Below are 16,198 nucleotides of genomic sequence, written 5' to 3'. Positions count from 1 at the left end.
CTTCCCATTCCGAACAGAGAAGTTAAGCTCACTTGCGCCGATGGTACTGCAATGCAATGCGGGAGAGTAGGTAGCCGCCTCCTTTTATCAAGAGCCTCAGATTTCGAAAGATTTCTGAGGCTTTTTTTGTTTTTTTTATCTGCTCAAGATGTTTTTTATCAGCAGATGACGTTGATTACACGGATTTTTATTAACTTTGCAGTATGATTTGGACTGATAGAATACGACAGGTGAAGATTTTTTTGGTGATAGCAGCAGTGTTTATTGCTGTCGCCTCTCTTGTTGTGTCTCATTTTCTGGTTCGTGATCTAGCAGAAGAGGAACGCAACCGTATGGCGGTTTGGGCTGAAGCTATGCGTACGCTCAATAATGCCGATGAGAATACTGACTTGAACTTGGTATTGAAGGTTATCAATGAAAATAATTCCATTCCTGTTATCGTAATGGATTCTGAAAACCATGCTCAGACTTTTCGTAATGTTGATGTGGAAGGGAAAGATTATGCAGATTCCCTTGCTTATGCTTCTGCCATCGGTCTGCGGCTATTGAAACAAGGCAAGAATATTAAAATTGAACTAGATGATTCAACGCATGACTATATTCAGGTTTGCTATGATGAATCCCTCATGATACGACGTCTGTCAGCTTATCCTTATATTCAGTTGGGGGTAGTCATGCTCTTTGTGGTTATTGCCATCTTTGCTTTGCTTACTTCCAAAAGAGCGGAACAGAATAAGGTGTGGGTGGGGTTGTCTAAAGAAACTGCTCATCAGTTGGGTACTCCAATTTCCAGTCTGATGGCTTGGATTGAAATTCTGAAGATGAATTATCCGGATGACGAACTCATTCCTGAAATGAACCAGGATATCCAGCGTTTGCAACTGATAGCAGACCGTTTCTCAAAGATAGGTGCCCTGCCAGAGCCTGTTCCTGCAAGTTTGAACGAAGTGATGAATCATGTTATAGACTACATGGATCGTCGAACATCGAAGAAAGTTAAAATGGTGAAGGAAATACCTGAACAGGATGTTATCGTTAAGATGAATGCCTCTCTCTTTGAATGGGTGATAGAAAATCTGTCGAAGAATGCTGTTGATGCTATGGGAGTAAATGGTGGACAGATTACGCTCCATGTGGAAGAAACAGATGATAAAGCTATTATAGAAGTTTCAGATACAGGAAATGGTATAAGAAAAAAGAATTTGAAGAATGTATTCCGTCCCGGTTTTACTACCAAAAAGCGAGGCTGGGGCTTAGGTTTATCACTAGCTAAACGAATCGTAGAAGAATACCATCATGGTAAAATATGGGTGAAAAGTACAGAAATTGGGCATGGAACCACCTTTAGAATTGAGTTAAAGAAAGAATAATCAATTAATAATGAGTGATTTTAGTGATTTTTACATAAAAAATTATTTTATCTCAAAAATTATTTGTAACTTTGCAACCCGAAACAATATAGTATATATTGAATATGTGTAACATAGATTCTTTTAAGATTGATTTGAAAGCTTTACCTCAAGGTATAACCGAAAAGGAATTTAAGCTTACCAATGAATATTTTGAGGCAATCGATGCTCCTGATGTTCAGAGAGGCGAGTTGTCAAGTAGTCTGTCTGTCAATAGGACGGACGACTTCTTCGAACTCAATTTCCATACTGAGGGAGTGGTTCACATACCATGCGACATCTGTCTGGACGATATGGATCAAACCATTGAGACTAATGACAGGCTAGTCGTAAAATTCGGAGAAGAGTACTCAGAGGATGATGATCTGGTGACTGTGGCCGAGAACGAAGGAATACTCGATGTCGCCTGGTTTATCTATGAATTTATAGATCTCAATATTCCCATCAAGCATGTGCATGCACCTGGAAAATGCAACCCTGCTATGATTGAAAAGCTCAATGAGCATTCTGCCGCCCGAAGCGGTGAGGAAGAAGAGAAAAATGTAGATCCACGCTGGGAAGCTCTATTGAAATTGAAAAAATAAAAATTAAAATTTTAAACATTTAAAAATTATGGCACATCCTAAAAGAAGACAGTCAAAGACACGTACACTTAAGAGAAGAACTCATGATAAGGCAGTAGCTCCTACATTGGCAGTTTGCCCTAATTGTGGTGCATACTATGTATACCACACTGTTTGCCCTACTTGCGGTTACTATCGTGGTAAGGTTGCAATCGTTAAGGAAGCAGCTGAATAATGGGTAAAATTAATGCTGTAATTACTGGTGTCGGTGGCTACGTGCCAGACTATATCCTCAACAACGAGGAATTGTCTCGCATGGTAGATACTACAGATGAGTGGATTACCACCCGTGTGGGTATCAAAGAGCGCCGCATCCTTACAGAGGAAGGCCTCGGAACAAGCTATCTGGCGCGTAAAGCTGCCAAGCAGTTGATTCAGAAGACTGGCGTTGATCCGGATACAATCGATGCACTGATTGTAACAACCACGACACCTGACTACAAGTTCCCTTCTACAGCATCTATCGTCCTCGGTAAGCTGGGCTTGAAGAATGCTTTTGCATTTGACTTCTCTGCAGCTTGCTGTGGATTCTTGTATACCCTTGATGTTGCAGCAAGCATGATTCAGAGTGGTAGATACAAGAAGATTATTGTGATTGGTGCTGATAAGATGTCTTCATTGGTAGATTACACAGACCGTGCTACTTGTGTTCTCTTCGGAGATGGAGCAGGTGCGGTTTTGGTGGAGGCAACTGAAGAGGAGAACGTTGGTGTTCAGAACTCATACCTTCGTACAGATGGACAAGGTTTGCCTTTCCTTCACATGAAGGCTGGTGGTTCTGTTTGCCCTCCATCACATTTTACAGTTGATCATCGCCTGCACTATCTTTATCAGGAAGGTCGTACTGTATTCCGTTACGCAGTAACAGATATGAGCAACGACGTGATGAAGATCATGGAAATGAACAATCTGAAGGCTGATGATGTGAACTGGGTAATTCCTCACGAGGCTAATCTCCGTATTATCGAGGCAGTAACCAAGCGTGCTGGAATTCCACTTGATAAGGTGGTTGTAAACATCGATCATTATGGAAATACTAGTGCAGCAACAATTCCATTGGCACTCTGGGATGCTGAAAGCCAATTGAAGAAGGGCGATAACGTCATCTTCACAGCATTTGGTGCAGGATTTGTACATGGCGCTTCTTTCTATAAGTGGGCGTATGATGGCGCTGCTTACGGAAAGTAATCTATAAAAATAGGATAGAATAATAATCTATATAAGGAAACGCATCTTTCTTATTTCTCTATAAATAAGTAAGGATGCGTTTCTTTAGCTTAAAAACAATAGAGCTTAACTTCTTGATAGTAAAATTTTGCTAAATTCAATTTTTTATGCATAAAGCTGGTTTCGTAAATATAGTAGGTAACCCTAATGTGGGAAAAAGTACCTTGATGAATCAATTGGTGGGTGAACGTATTAGTATTGCCACTTTTAAGGCTCAGACAACCCGTCATCGTATCATGGGTATTGTGAATACTGATGATATGCAGATTGTATTTTCTGATACTCCTGGTGTTTTGAAGCCTAATTACAAGATGCAGGAGATGATGCTTGCCTTCTCGGAAAGTGCATTGGCGGATGCTGATGTGCTGCTTTATGTGACTGATGTGATAGAGAACCCAGAAAAGAACATGGAATTCTTGGAAAAGGTTAAGAAAATGCAGATTCCTGTACTCTTACTCATCAACAAGATTGATCAGAGTGATCCGAAGAAGTTGGGTGATATTGTTGAAAAATGGCACTCTTTGTTGCCTAATGCAGAGATTCTTCCTATCTCAGCGAAGAATAAATTCGGAACGGATATGCTCTTGAAGCGCATTAAGGAACTCTTGCCGGAATCTCCTGCTTTCTTTGATAAGGATCAGCTGACAGACAAGCCTGCCCGTTTCTTCGTTTCAGAGATTATCCGAGAAAAGATTTTGCTCTATTATGATAAGGAGATACCTTATTCTGTAGAGGTAAGAGTGGAGCGATTTAAGGAAGATGAAAAACGTATCCACATCAATGCGGTGATTTATGTTGAACGTGATTCCCAAAAGGGTATCATCATCGGGCACCAGGGTATCGCATTGAAAAAGGTGAATACCGAGAGTCGTAAGGCTTTGGAAAAGTTCTTCGACAAGAAAATCTTCTTGGAGACTTTCGTAAAAGTTGATAAGGATTGGCGCAGCTCTCAGCGAGAACTTGATGCCTTTGGATATAATCCGGAATAATTGATAGTTAAGAGTTAATAGTTTAAAGTCGCCTTTAATAACTATAAACTATCAACTAAAATAACTCCTCCCTGAATGTAATCGAGGGAGTGACTCTCGCCAAAAGAGCGAGGGCCGGAGCAAGGTCAGCTTCGGCAAATTATTAACTTGGATGCAGAGACCACATCCTTGAATACCTCCTAAAAGGAAGGAGGATAATGACTGTTTATGGCAAATTTAGTAGCTATTGTAGGACGCCCTAATGTGGGTAAGTCTACTTTATTTAATCGTTTGACTCAATCACGTCGCGCTATCGTTAGTGATACTGCCGGTACTACTCGTGACCGTCAGTATGGTAAGTGCAGTTGGAATGGTAGAGAATTTTCGGTTGTTGATACCGGTGGTTGGGTTGTAAAATCTGATGATATTTTTGAAGATGCTATCCGCAAGCAGGTGCTTGTTGCTACAGAAGAGGCTGACCTGGTTCTCTTCCTGGTAGACGTTAACACTGGCCTTACTGATTGGGATGAAGACGTGGCGCTTATTTTGCGTCGTGCCAAATTGCCTGTTATCCTTGTTGCTAACAAGGTTGATAACAGCGCAGAGTATTATCAGGCTGCTGAGTTCTATAAGTTAGGCTTGGGGGATCCCCAGTGTATCAGTGCAGCCACAGGTGGTGGTACTGGTGATTTGCTTGATATGATTCTGGACAAACTTCAGGATAATCCTGAGGAGGCAATCGAAGAAGATATTCCTCGTTTTGCGGTAGTAGGTCGTCCGAATGCTGGTAAGAGTAGCATTATCAATGCTTTTATCGGTGAGGATCGTAATATCGTGACAGAAATTGCTGGTACTACACGTGATAGTATCTATACCAGATACGATAAGTTTGGTTTCGATTTTTACCTGGTTGATACAGCTGGTATCCGTCGTAAGAACAAGGTAAGCGAAGACTTGGAATTCTATTCTGTGATGCGTTCTATCCGTGCCATCGAGAATAGTGATGTCTGCATCCTGATGCTCGATGCTACCCGTGGTATCGAGACCCAGGATATGAACATCTTCCAGTTGATTCAGAAGAACAACAAGAGTCTGGTGGTTGTCGTAAACAAATGGGATTTGGTTGAGGAGAAGAATCAGAAGGTAATTGATACTTTTGAAAATGCAATCCGCAAGCGTATGGCTCCATTCGTAGACTTTCCTATCATCTTTGCTTCAGCCTTGACTAAGCAGCGTATTTTCCGAGTATTGGAAACTGCCAAGGAAGTTTACCAGAACCGTAAGGCTCATATTGGAACATCTAAGTTGAATGAGGTGATGTTGCCTATTATCGAGGCATATCCTCCACAGAGCATAAAGGGTAAGTATATCAAAATTAAGTATTGCACCCAGTTGCCTAATACAACGATTCCTTCGTTTGTGTTCTATGCAAACTTGCCTCAGTATGTCAAGGAGAACTATCGCCGTTTCCTGGAGAATAAGATTCGTGAGAACTGGTCTTTGCATGGCTGTCCTATCAACGTCTTCATTCGTCAGAAGTAAATAAATGAAGCGAAGAATGCAGAATCAAAGTGTATAAAAATGAAGAAACTTTTGATTTTTATGATATTCATGATGGGATTGGGATTTTCTTCCTGTAGGGAGGAGAAACCTGATCCTGGCTATCTTGCAGGTATTGCAGCCAAGGGATATTATGATTTGCTTTTAGAGGGCAAGTATAAGGAGTTTGTAGATGGTTACAATCAACCTTATCGGTTGCCAAATGGTTATCAGGATCAACTGCTGATGAATGCCAAAATGTTTGTTGAGCAGCAGCAAGATGAACATAAAGGTATGGTTAAGGTGAATGTTCTGAATGCAAAAGCTGATACAGCGCATCATGTTGCTGATGTTTTTCTGCAAGTGGTGTATGGTGATAGTACTAAAGAACAGATTGTGGTACCTATGGTAGAGGTAAAGGATGCCTGGAAAATGAGATAGTATTTATTTTGTAATAAAAAAGCCATCAGCCAGTTTCTGGGCTGATGGCTTTTTTTGAACGATACTGTTTTATTTGTTTTTAGCTTTTTCCAGCTCTATCTCCTTTACTTTGCGGAAGAGATCGGAAGCAAAGACTAAATCGTTGAGTTTCTCGTTTGTTGAGGTCATCACTTCATCTTTGTTGCCTTGCCATTCTTTATGACCTTGGTAGATAAAGCAGATGTTTTCACCAATGCCCATCACCGAATTCATGTCGTGGGTGTTGATGATGGTAGTCATATTATAGTCTTTGGTGATGCCTGAAAGAAGTTCGTCTATCACAAGTGAGGTCTTTGGATCCAAACCTGAGTTTGGCTCATCGCAGAACAAGTATTTGGGATTCATTACGATGGCACGTGCAATAGCTACTCGTTTCTGCATGCCACCCGAGATTTCACCCGGATATTTCTGCTGAGCCTCAATCAGATTGACGCGGTCAAGGCATTCCTGGGCCCGTTTTACGCGCTCCCTGTAATTCATAGTAGAGAACATATCAAGTGGGAACATGACATTCTCAAGTACATTCAAAGAGTCGAACAGGGCTGCGCTTTGGAATATCATTCCCATCTCGCGGCGCATCAGAACTTTTTCTTTTTTCGACATCCGGGTGAAGTCACGGTCATCGTAGAGAACTTCGCCACTTGTAGGCTGAAGTAATCCTACGAGATTCTTCATGAGTACGGTCTTTCCGGAACCGCTCTGTCCGATTATCAAATTAGTCTTTCCTGTTTCAAAGGTGACGTTTATATTGTCTAATACAACCTTGTCGCCAAACGACTTGGTGAGATTTCTAACTTCTATCATAGTTTACGAGAGAATTTGAGTGAGGAAAACATCTGAAAACAGAATCAAAACACTAGAACAGACAACAGCATCGGTTGACGATTTTCCAACCTCAACAGATCCACCTTCTACGGTATAACCGAAATAAGAAGATACGCTGGAAATGATGAATGCAAAGAAAAGACTCTTGATGATGCTCATCCATACAAACCATTGGTTAAATGAATGCTGCAAGCCGAGTGTCAGATCATCTGGTGGTAGGATATGCCCAATATACGCTGTTCCGTAGGCGCCGATGATACCCATGCCAGAGCTGAAGATAACCAGGAATGGCATGATGGTAACCAAGCCGATGATTTTAGGCAGAATGAGGTAACATGCTGAATTCACTCCCATGATATCAAGGGCATCAATCTGTTGGGTGACACGCATTGTTCCCAACTCCGAAGCGATATTAGAACCCACTTTACCTGCGAGAATCAGACACATGATACTTGATGAGAACTCCAGAAGCATGATTTCTCGAGTGGTGTAACCTGAAACCCATCGTGGCATCCATGGACTCTGAATGTTCAATTTCATCTGGATGCAGATAACAGCTCCAATGAAGAAGGATATCAGTAAAACGATACCAATAGAGTCAATACCCAATTGCGACATCTCCTTGATGTATTGTTTCAAGAACATGCGCATGCGCTCAGGACGGGAAAAAGAACGTCCCATCAATATGAGATATTTACCGAAGGTGGTAAGCCATTTTTCTATTAACATGCTATTATAAAACTGAATTTTGCTGCAAAATTAACCAAAATCCTCTAAAAAACTGCAATATTATGAATAGTTTTTGATTTTATAAGCGATATTTCCTTTATTTTTAGTATTTTTGCAGTCAAATTAGCTAATTATGGACGAAATTAACAATAACGAACAGCAAAATCAGAATTCTCTGGTTTTGCGAACAGAGGGATTGGTGAAGCGCTATGGTAAACGAACGGTTGCCAATGGAGTTTCTATCAATGTGAAGCAAGGAGAAATTGTGGGATTATTGGGACCTAATGGTGCTGGTAAGACAACTTCTTTCTATATGACAACTGGACTTGTTGTGCCTAATGAGGGACATGTCTTTCTGGGAGATCAGGAAATTACTGATTTTCCTGTATACAAACGTGCCCGTGCGGGAATCGGATACCTGCCTCAGGAGGCCAGTGTTTTCCGCAAGATGAGTGTTGAGGACAATATACTTTCAGTCTTGGAAATGACAGGAAAACCACGAAGTTATCAGTTGCAGAAATTAGAGAGTCTTATTAGCGAGTTTCGTCTCAATAAGGTTCGTAAGAACAAGGGTGACCAGCTTTCTGGAGGTGAGCGTCGCCGTACAGAGATAGCCCGTTGCCTGGCTATAGACCCTAAGTTTATCATGCTTGATGAGCCATTTGCCGGTGTTGACCCTATTGCGGTAGAAGATATTCAGCATATTGTATGGCAGTTGAAGTATCGCAATATCGGTATTTTGATTACCGACCATAATGTACAGGAGACTCTTACCATTACAGATAGAGCCTATCTGCTGTTCGAAGGAAAGATCCTTTTTCAGGGCAAACCGGAGGAATTGGCAGAGAATAAGATTGTGCGCGAAAAGTATCTGAGTAACAGTTTTGTGCTCAGAAAGAAGGACTTTCAGCTCATAGATGAGCAAAAAAGAGCCAAAGAAGCAGCGACTGATGGTTAAAAAATCATTTTTTTCTCTTATATATTAGGTATATCCATTAAAAATGTGTAATTTTGCAAGCCAATTGCGGTTATACACGAAAACTGTAGAATTAAAGAAAATATTAACAATAATAAAATAACAAACATCAAGATGAAAATTTCATTTGAAAATCCTGACAAGATTAATGGTCTTTTGACCCTCGTTGTCGAAGAGGAAGATTACAAGAATGATGTCGAGAAGACATTGAAAGATTATCGTAAGAAGGCTAATGTCCCAGGTTTCCGTCCAGGTCAGGCTCCTATGGGTATGATTAAGCGTCAGTTCGGTCCATCTGTAAAAATGGAAGCTATCAACAAGCTCGTTGGTCAGCAGATTTACAAGTATGTACAGGACAACAATATCCAGATGCTTGGCGAGCCTCTCCCATCAGAGAAGCAGGAGCCAGCTGACTTGGAGAATGGTACTTCTTTCACATTTATGTTTGACATCGCTGTTGCTCCAGAGTTCAAGGTAACTCTCAATGGTCGCGACAAGGTTGATTATTATAACATCACAGTTGACGATAAGATTCTCGATCAGCAGGTAGATATGTACGCTCAGCGTGCAGGTAGCTACGAGAAGGCTGAGAAGTACGAGGAGAATGATCTTTTGAAGGGTGACTTGCATGAGCTTGATGAGAATGGCAATACCAAGGAAGGTGGTATCACTGTAGAGGGTGCCATCCTGATGCCTAGCTACATCAAGGTTGACGAGCAGAAGAATCTCTTCAACGATGCTAAGCTCGGTGATGTAATCACGTTCAACCCTAAGAAGGCTTATCCAGAGAACGATACTGAGGTTTCTTCACTCCTGAAGATTGAGCGTGAAGCTGTTAAGGACTTGGAGTCAGAGTTCAGTTTCCAGATTACAGAAATCCAGCGTTTCAAGAAGCACGAGATCAATGAGGAACTTTTCAAGCAGGTTCTCGGTGAGGATACTGACGTGAAGGACGAGGCTGCTTTCCGCGCTAAGATTGCAGAGGGCTTGCAGGCACAGCTCGTTAACGACTCAGATTATAAGTTTATCCTCGACGTTCGCGAGCACTGCGAGAAGAAGGTTGGTGAATTGCAGTTCCCGGATGCACTCTTGAAGCGTATCATGTTGGCTAACAACAAGGATAAGGGCGAGGAGTTCGTAGAGAAGAACTATGCTGAGAGCATCAAGGAGTTGACATGGCATCTTATCAAGGAGCAGCTTATCAAGGCTCAGGATATCAAGGTTGATGACAATGACCTGATGGAGACAGCTAAGGAGGCTGCTCGTGCTCAGTTCGCTCAGTATGGTATGAACAACATTCCTGAGGAGTACATTGAGAACTATGCTAAGGAAATCCTCAAGAAGGGTGACGCTACAGATGCACTTGTAGATCGCTCTATCGACCGTAAGTTGGCTGCAGCTCTGAAAACAGCTGTAAAACTCAACGAAAAGGAGATTTCTGTAGAAGATTTCAACAAGATGATGCAGGAATAACATTTTTTTGAAAAAAAACTTCAAATAAATACGAGGTTATCGACTTTTTTTATTATCTTTGTTCCACCGAACGAGAAATAAGGGTCGATAACCTCTTTTTTCGTATGGTTTAAGACGTAAAATACTATATAGATATGAACGATTTTAGAAAATATGCAACCAAGCATCTTGGTATGAATGGTATGGTGCTTGATGATGTTATTAAGGCACAGGCTCAGTATATGAACCCTTACATCTTGGAGGAGCGTCAGTTGAACGTTACTCAGATGGATGTTTTCTCTCGCTTGATGATGGATCGTATCATCTTCCTGGGTACACAGATTGATGACTACACAGCAAATACATTGCAGGCGCAATTGCTGTATCTTGATTCTGTAGATAGTGGCAAGGATATTTCTATCTATTTAAACAGCCCTGGTGGTAGCGTTACTGCCGGTTTGGGTATTTATGATACCATGCAGTTTATCTCTAGCGATGTTGCTACTATCTGTACAGGTATGGCTGCTTCTATGGCTGCCGTGCTGCTCGTTTCTGGCCAGGAGGGTAAACGCTCTGCTTTGCCTCATAGCCGTGTCATGATTCACCAGCCATTAGGTGGCGTTCAGGGTCAGGCTTCTGATATTGAGATTGAGGCTCGCGAAATCTTGAAGATGAAGAAGGAATTGTATACTATCATTTCAGACCATTCTCATACTCCTTATGATAAGGTTTATGCTGATAGCGACCGTAACTATTGGATGACTGCTGAAGAAGCCAAGGAATACGGAATGATAGATAATGTGTTGGTTCGTAAATAACGAATTGTTTTAAGTAAATTTGCGTATATATAATAAGGTGCGCAAGAAGAGATAATAATTATAATATGCCAAAGAAAGTATGTAGCTTCTGTGGAAGATCAGAAAATGAAGTCAGATTACTCATCACGGGTATCAATGGCTTCATTTGCGAAGATTGTGCTAAGCAGGCTTATGAAATTATACAGTCAACAGGGGTATTGGCTCCTAAAACTGGGGAGGGTAAGTTTGTTCTCAAAGAGGTGCCAAAGCCTGTAGAGATCAAAAAATACCTGGATGAATATATCATCGGTCAGGATCAGGCGAAGCGCAATTTGGCTGTCGCTGTATATAACCACTACAAGCGTTTGCAGCAGCCAAAGGATGAAGATGGTGTGGAAATCGAAAAGAGTAATATTATCATGGTAGGTAGTACGGGTACAGGTAAAACTTTGTTGGCGCGTACGATAGCTAAGATGTTGGATGTTCCTTTCACCATTGTTGATGCCACTGTATTTACTGAAGCAGGTTATGTGGGTGAAGACGTTGAAAGCATCTTGTCGCGTCTGTTGCAGGTTGCTGATTATGATGTGGCTGCAGCAGAAAGGGGAATTGTGTTCATTGATGAGATTGATAAGATAGCCCGCAAGAGCGATAATCCTTCTATCACGCGTGATGTGAGTGGCGAAGGTGTACAGCAGGGATTGTTGAAACTCTTGGAAGGTACCATGGTTAATGTTCCGCCTAAGGGTGGACGCAAGCATCCTGATCAGGATTATATCCATGTAGATACCAAGAATATCCTGTTTATCTGTGGTGGTGCTTTTGACGGTATTGAGCGTAAAATAGCTCAGCGTATGAATACGCACGTAGTAGGCTATAATTCGGTTCAGAATGTAGCTAAGATAGATAAGAAGGATTTGATGCAGTATATCCTTCCACAGGATTTGAAGTCTTTTGGCTTGATACCTGAAATTATCGGCCGTTTGCCTGTGCTTACTTATCTCAATCCGTTGGATAGGGAGGCTTTGCGCAAAATCTTGGTTGAACCTAAGAATTCAATTGTCAAGCAGTATCAGAAATTGTTTGAGATGGATGGCATCAAGTTGAAGTTTGATGAGGAAGCACTCGATTATATCGTAGATAAGGCGGTAGAGTATAAATTGGGTGCTCGCGGACTTCGTTCAATTGTTGAAGCTGTGATGATGGATGCTATGTTTGAGATTCCATCAGAGAAGGTTAAATCATTCACTGTTACGCTAGAGTATACCAAGCAACAGTTGGATAAATCTCATCTCGGACAGTTGGAAACAGCATAAATCAGTTGGGCTTTTCGCCCAATTGAATGCTATTTAATCGTATATATAGACATATATAATATAATAATAGGTGGATATGACAGAACAGGTTAATCTTACAGGACAGTTGAAGCATTATTTCGGCTTCGATTCGTTTAAGGGTGATCAAGAGGCAATCATCAGAAATTTGATGAGTGGCAATGATACTTTTGTATTGATGCCTACTGGTGGCGGTAAGAGTTTGTGTTACCAGTTGCCTTCGCTCATTATGGAGGGCACAGCTATTGTGATTTCTCCTCTGATTGCTTTGATGAAGAACCAGGTAGATGTTATTAATGGTTTGAGTGAAAGTGATGGCGTGGCTCATTATCTCAATTCATCATTGAATAAGTCGGCTATTGAGAAGGTGAAGAATGATATTCTCAATGGTACGACCAAACTCCTGTATGTCGCACCTGAATCTTTGACGAAAGAAGATAATGTTGAGTTCCTTAAAACAGTAAAGATTTCGTTCTATGCCATTGATGAGGCTCACTGTATCTCTGAGTGGGGACACGATTTCAGACCAGAGTATCGTCGTATTCGCCCTATTATTAACGAAATAGGTGTTGCACCTGTGATAGCGCTTACAGCTACTGCAACAGATAAGGTACGTACTGATATCAAGAAAAACTTAGGCATCATGGGTGCCAAAGAATTCAAGAGTTCTTTTAACCGCCCTAACTTGTATTATGAGGTGCGCCCGAAGAACAAGGATATCGATCGTCAGATCATCATGTTTATTCGTCAACACAAAGGAAAGAGTGGTATTATCTATTGTCTCTCCCGTAAGAAAGTAGAGGAATTAGCAGAGGTATTGAAAGCCAATGAAATCAAAGCGGCTCCTTATCATGCCGGTCTTGATTCGGCTACCCGTTCTCAAACCCAGGATGATTTTCTGATGGAGCGTATTGATGTCATTGTTGCTACTATCGCCTTCGGAATGGGTATCGATAAACCTGATGTCCGTTTTGTTATTCATTATGATATACCCAAGAGCTTGGAAGGTTATTATCAGGAAACGGGTAGAGCTGGCCGTGATGGCGGTGAGGGCATCTGTATCGCCTTTTATGCCCGTAAAGACCTCAGAAAACTTGAGAAGTTTATGGAGAACAAACCTGTAGCAGAACAGGATATCGGCAGACAGTTGTTGCAGGAAACGGCTGCCTATGCAGAATCGTCTGTCTGTCGTAGAAAAATGTTGCTTCATTATTTTGGTGAGGAATATCATGAAGAAAACTGCCATAACTGCGACAACTGCCTGCATCCTACAGAAAAATTCGAGGCTAAGGATGCGCTGCTCGTTGTTTTGGAGTCTGTTGCTGCGGTGAAGGAGAATTTCCGCCAGGAATATATCATCGATTTTGTAAAGGGACGTGCTACTGATGATATCGTTTCTCACAAGCATGATGAACTGGAGGAGTTTGGATCAGGAGAAGATATGGATGCCAAAGTTTGGAATCCTGTTATCCGTCAGGCGTTGATAGCCGGTTATCTCAAGAAAGATGTAGAGAACTATGGCCTTTTGAAGTTGACAGCTGCGGGTAAGCGTTTCATTAAGAATCCTGAATCATTCATGATCGTTGCCGATAAGGAATTCTCTGATGATTTTGATGGAGCGCCTCTGAGCGAGCATAATACAGGTGCTTTGGATCAGACACTTTTCTCCATGTTGAAAGACTTGCGTAAGACAGTAGCAAAGAAGCATAAATTGCCGCCTTATGTTATTTTCCAGGATATTTCTCTGGAACAGATGGCAACGATGTATCCTGTAGATATGCAGGAATTGCAGAACATACAGGGAGTTGGAGCCGGTAAGGCAAAGAGGTATGGTAAGGATTTCTGTAAATTGATCAATCAGTATTGTGAAGAGAATCTGATAGAGCGTCCTGAGGAATTACGTGTCAGAACAGTTGCCAAGAAATCAGTCTTGAAGGTAAGCATCATTCAGAGCATAGACCGCCAGATGGATCTTGATGATTTGGCAGAAGCAAAAGGTTTGGATTTCTCAGAATTGCTTGACGAAATAGAGGCAATCGTTTACAGCGGTACCAAGCTGAATATCGATTATTTCATAGAGGAAGTTGTGGATGATGACCATGTAGATGACATCTACGATTACTTCATGGAGAGCGATACTGATGATTTGAATGCGGCTCAAGATGAATTGGGTGAAGACTACAATGAAGACGAAATTCGACTCGTCAGAATCAAGTTTTTGTCCGAACAAGCCAACTAATCACGTTAAATAGCATTAATAAGGTAAGATTTTCGTGAAAAGCGAACTCTATCTGAGAAATTATTGCTAAATTTGCACGCAATAAATTTTTAAAGGTTACAATATGTCATCATTTGTTGCAGATAAAATTGTAATGGACGGTCTCACTTACGACGACGTCCTTCTGATCCCTGCGTATTCAGAGGTACTACCAAAACAGGTAGAGTTGAAAACCAAGTTCTCTCGTAACATCGAGTTGAACGTTCCATTCGTTACAGCAGCGATGGACACCGTTACCGAGGCTTCAATGGCGATAGCTATCGCTCGTGAAGGTGGTATCGGTGTAATTCACAAGAACATGACCATTGAGGAGCAAGCTCGTCAGGTTGCTATTGTGAAGCGTGCTGAGAATGGTATGATTTATGACCCTGTCACCATCCGTCGTGGCAGTACAGTGAAGGATGCTCTTGATATGATGCATGATTATCATATCGGTGGTATTCCTGTGGTAGATGATGAAAATCATCTTGTAGGTATTGTTACCAACCGTGATCTTCGTTTTGAGCGCCACATGGACAAGAAGATTGATGAGGTAATGACTAGCGAGAATTTGGTTACCACTCACATCCAGACCGACTTGGTTGCTGCTGCTGCCATCCTGCAGGAGAATAAGATAGAGAAACTCCCTGTAGTTGACAACGAGAATCACCTGGTAGGTTTGATTACTTACAAGGACATCACAAAGGCTAAGGACAAACCTATGGCTTGCAAGGATGCCAAGGGACGTCTTCGTGTGGCTGCCGGTGTGGGTGTTACTGTAGATACATTGGATCGTGCCAAGGCTTTGGTTGAGGCTGGTGCTGATGCTATCGTTATCGATACTGCTCATGGTCACTCTAAGGGTGTAGTTGAAAAACTCAAGCAAGTTAAGGCTGCCTTCCCACAGGTAGATGTTGTGGTAGGTAATGTGGCTACTGGTGAGGCTGCCAAGTATTTGGTAGAGAATGGTGCTGATGGTGTTAAGGTAGGTATCGGTCCTGGTTCTATCTGTACTACTCGTGTGGTTGCCGGTGTTGGCGTTCCACAGTTGAGTGCTGTTTATGATGTATATTCTGCTCTTAAGGGTACTGGTGTGCCTTTGATAGCTGATGGCGGTCTTCGTTATTCAGGTGATGTTGTGAAGGCTTTGGCTGCCGGTGGTAGCTGCGTCATGATCGGTTCTTTGGTTGCTGGTACCGAGGAGAGTCCTGGTGATACCATTATCTTCAATGGCCGTAAGTTTAAGAGCTATCGTGGTATGGGCTCTTTGGAGGCTATGGAACAGAAGAATGGTTCTAAGGACCGTTACTTCCAGGGTGATACCAAGGATGTCAAGAAATTGGTTCCAGAGGGTATCGCTGGTCGTGTGCCTTACAAGGGAACTGTCCAGGAGGTCATCTATCAGCTGATTGGTGGCTTGCGTTCTGGTATGGGATATTGTGGTGCTGCTACCATCGAGAACTTGCACAATGCCAAGTTCGCTCGTATCACAAATGCAGGTGTGTTGGAGAGTCATCCACATGATATCACTATCACCAGTGAGGCTCCTAACTATAGCCGTCCTGAATAATATAATTAGGAA

At 41.9% G+C, this 16,198-nt stretch carries 15 protein-coding genes and 1 rRNA gene; 14 read left to right on the top strand and 2 right to left on the bottom strand.

What is annotated here, in order from left to right; all coding sequences use genetic code 11:
• The 8 genes from rrf to ACWJAO_RS09385 form a co-directional block, all read left to right on the top strand.
• Positions 1-83 (top strand): 5S ribosomal RNA (gene rrf, locus ACWJAO_RS09420); the annotation flags it as partial.
• Positions 84-203: 120 nt separating this feature from the next.
• A complete protein-coding gene (locus tag ACWJAO_RS09415; protein WP_449140067.1) occupies positions 204-1,370 on the top strand; it encodes a sensor histidine kinase in 1,167 nt (388 codons plus the stop codon).
• Between the two features lie 104 nt (positions 1,371-1,474).
• Positions 1,475-1,993 (top strand): YceD family protein, encoded by a 519-nt coding sequence (locus ACWJAO_RS09410; protein ID WP_287838010.1) that lies wholly within the window; start codon positions 1,475-1,477, stop codon positions 1,991-1,993.
• 28 nt (positions 1,994-2,021) lie between these two features.
• The gene (rpmF, locus tag ACWJAO_RS09405) at positions 2,022-2,207 is read left to right on the top strand and encodes a 50S ribosomal protein L32 (RefSeq protein WP_006848356.1); all 186 of its coding nucleotides are present in this window, start codon (positions 2,022-2,024) and stop codon (positions 2,205-2,207) included.
• The gene (locus tag ACWJAO_RS09400; protein ID WP_006848355.1) at positions 2,207-3,220 is read left to right on the top strand and encodes a beta-ketoacyl-ACP synthase III; all 1,014 of its coding nucleotides are present in this window, start codon (positions 2,207-2,209) and stop codon (positions 3,218-3,220) included. The genes rpmF and ACWJAO_RS09400 overlap by 1 nt, the downstream gene beginning before the upstream one ends.
• Before the next feature lie 146 nt (positions 3,221-3,366).
• Positions 3,367-4,248 (top strand): GTPase Era, encoded by an 882-nt coding sequence (gene era / locus ACWJAO_RS09395; protein ID WP_006848354.1) that lies wholly within the window; start codon positions 3,367-3,369, stop codon positions 4,246-4,248.
• Positions 4,249-4,455: 207 nt separating this feature from the next.
• Complete coding sequence (der, locus tag ACWJAO_RS09390) at positions 4,456-5,769, top strand: ribosome biogenesis GTPase Der (protein ID WP_117694991.1); 1,314 nt, start codon at positions 4,456-4,458, stop codon at positions 5,767-5,769.
• Positions 5,770-5,808: 39 nt separating this feature from the next.
• Positions 5,809-6,207: a hypothetical protein gene (locus ACWJAO_RS09385; protein ID WP_287798243.1), complete on the top strand. Its 399-nt coding sequence runs from the start codon at positions 5,809-5,811 to the stop codon at positions 6,205-6,207.
• A 69-nt stretch (positions 6,208-6,276) separates the two neighbouring features.
• Here ACWJAO_RS09385 and ACWJAO_RS09380 read toward each other — a convergent pair whose 3' ends face one another.
• Complete coding sequence (locus ACWJAO_RS09380) at positions 6,277-7,050, bottom strand: ABC transporter ATP-binding protein (protein WP_449140066.1); 774 nt, start codon at positions 7,048-7,050, stop codon at positions 6,277-6,279.
• A gap of 3 nt (positions 7,051-7,053) precedes the next feature.
• Entirely contained in the window at positions 7,054-7,800 is a 747-nt protein-coding gene (locus tag ACWJAO_RS09375) for an MlaE family ABC transporter permease (RefSeq protein WP_118085747.1), read from the bottom strand.
• A 133-nt stretch (positions 7,801-7,933) separates the two neighbouring features.
• Here ACWJAO_RS09375 and lptB point away from each other — a divergent pair, with 133 nt between their 5' ends.
• The 6 genes from lptB (at position 7,934) to guaB (ending at position 16,186) form a co-directional block, all read left to right on the top strand.
• On the top strand, positions 7,934-8,758 hold the full coding sequence (gene lptB, locus ACWJAO_RS09370) for an LPS export ABC transporter ATP-binding protein (protein ID WP_022121319.1): 825 nt from the start codon (positions 7,934-7,936) through the stop codon (positions 8,756-8,758).
• Positions 8,759-8,890: 132 nt separating this feature from the next.
• Entirely contained in the window at positions 8,891-10,249 is a 1,359-nt protein-coding gene (gene tig / locus ACWJAO_RS09365; RefSeq protein WP_449140065.1) for a trigger factor, read from the top strand.
• A gap of 134 nt (positions 10,250-10,383) precedes the next feature.
• Entirely contained in the window at positions 10,384-11,046 is a 663-nt protein-coding gene (gene clpP / locus ACWJAO_RS09360; protein ID WP_006848346.1) for an ATP-dependent Clp endopeptidase proteolytic subunit ClpP, read from the top strand.
• A gap of 65 nt (positions 11,047-11,111) precedes the next feature.
• Complete coding sequence (gene clpX / locus ACWJAO_RS09355; protein ID WP_449140064.1) at positions 11,112-12,341, top strand: ATP-dependent Clp protease ATP-binding subunit ClpX; 1,230 nt, start codon at positions 11,112-11,114, stop codon at positions 12,339-12,341.
• Between the two features lie 76 nt (positions 12,342-12,417).
• Entirely contained in the window at positions 12,418-14,598 is a 2,181-nt protein-coding gene (recQ, locus tag ACWJAO_RS09350) for a DNA helicase RecQ (RefSeq protein WP_449140063.1), read from the top strand.
• Positions 14,599-14,701: 103 nt separating this feature from the next.
• On the top strand, positions 14,702-16,186 hold the full coding sequence (guaB, locus tag ACWJAO_RS09345) for an IMP dehydrogenase (RefSeq protein WP_118416037.1): 1,485 nt from the start codon (positions 14,702-14,704) through the stop codon (positions 16,184-16,186).
• The last annotated feature ends 12 nt before the right edge of the window (positions 16,187-16,198 follow it).

Source organism: Segatella sp. (assembly GCF_977051555.1).
The sequence above is the reverse complement of the archived record's forward strand: the minus strand, read 5'-3'. Positions and strand labels throughout refer to the sequence as shown.

Coding starts and splice junctions, on each gene's coding strand:
- ACWJAO_RS09415 (WP_449140067.1), top strand. CDS start 204: ATGATTTGGACTGATAGAATACGACAGGTGAAGATTTTTTTGGTGATA.
- ACWJAO_RS09410 (WP_287838010.1), top strand. CDS start 1,475: ATGTGTAACATAGATTCTTTTAAGATTGATTTGAAAGCTTTACCTCAA.
- rpmF (WP_006848356.1), top strand. CDS start 2,022: ATGGCACATCCTAAAAGAAGACAGTCAAAGACACGTACACTTAAGAGA.
- ACWJAO_RS09400 (WP_006848355.1), top strand. CDS start 2,207: ATGGGTAAAATTAATGCTGTAATTACTGGTGTCGGTGGCTACGTGCCA.
- era (WP_006848354.1), top strand. CDS start 3,367: ATGCATAAAGCTGGTTTCGTAAATATAGTAGGTAACCCTAATGTGGGA.
- der (WP_117694991.1), top strand. CDS start 4,456: ATGGCAAATTTAGTAGCTATTGTAGGACGCCCTAATGTGGGTAAGTCT.
- ACWJAO_RS09385 (WP_287798243.1), top strand. CDS start 5,809: ATGAAGAAACTTTTGATTTTTATGATATTCATGATGGGATTGGGATTT.
- ACWJAO_RS09380 (WP_449140066.1), bottom strand. CDS start 7,050: ATGATAGAAGTTAGAAATCTCACCAAGTCGTTTGGCGACAAGGTTGTA.
- ACWJAO_RS09375 (WP_118085747.1), bottom strand. CDS start 7,800: ATGTTAATAGAAAAATGGCTTACCACCTTCGGTAAATATCTCATATTG.
- lptB (WP_022121319.1), top strand. CDS start 7,934: ATGGACGAAATTAACAATAACGAACAGCAAAATCAGAATTCTCTGGTT.
- tig (WP_449140065.1), top strand. CDS start 8,891: ATGAAAATTTCATTTGAAAATCCTGACAAGATTAATGGTCTTTTGACC.
- clpP (WP_006848346.1), top strand. CDS start 10,384: ATGAACGATTTTAGAAAATATGCAACCAAGCATCTTGGTATGAATGGT.
- clpX (WP_449140064.1), top strand. CDS start 11,112: ATGCCAAAGAAAGTATGTAGCTTCTGTGGAAGATCAGAAAATGAAGTC.
- recQ (WP_449140063.1), top strand. CDS start 12,418: ATGACAGAACAGGTTAATCTTACAGGACAGTTGAAGCATTATTTCGGC.
- guaB (WP_118416037.1), top strand. CDS start 14,702: ATGTCATCATTTGTTGCAGATAAAATTGTAATGGACGGTCTCACTTAC.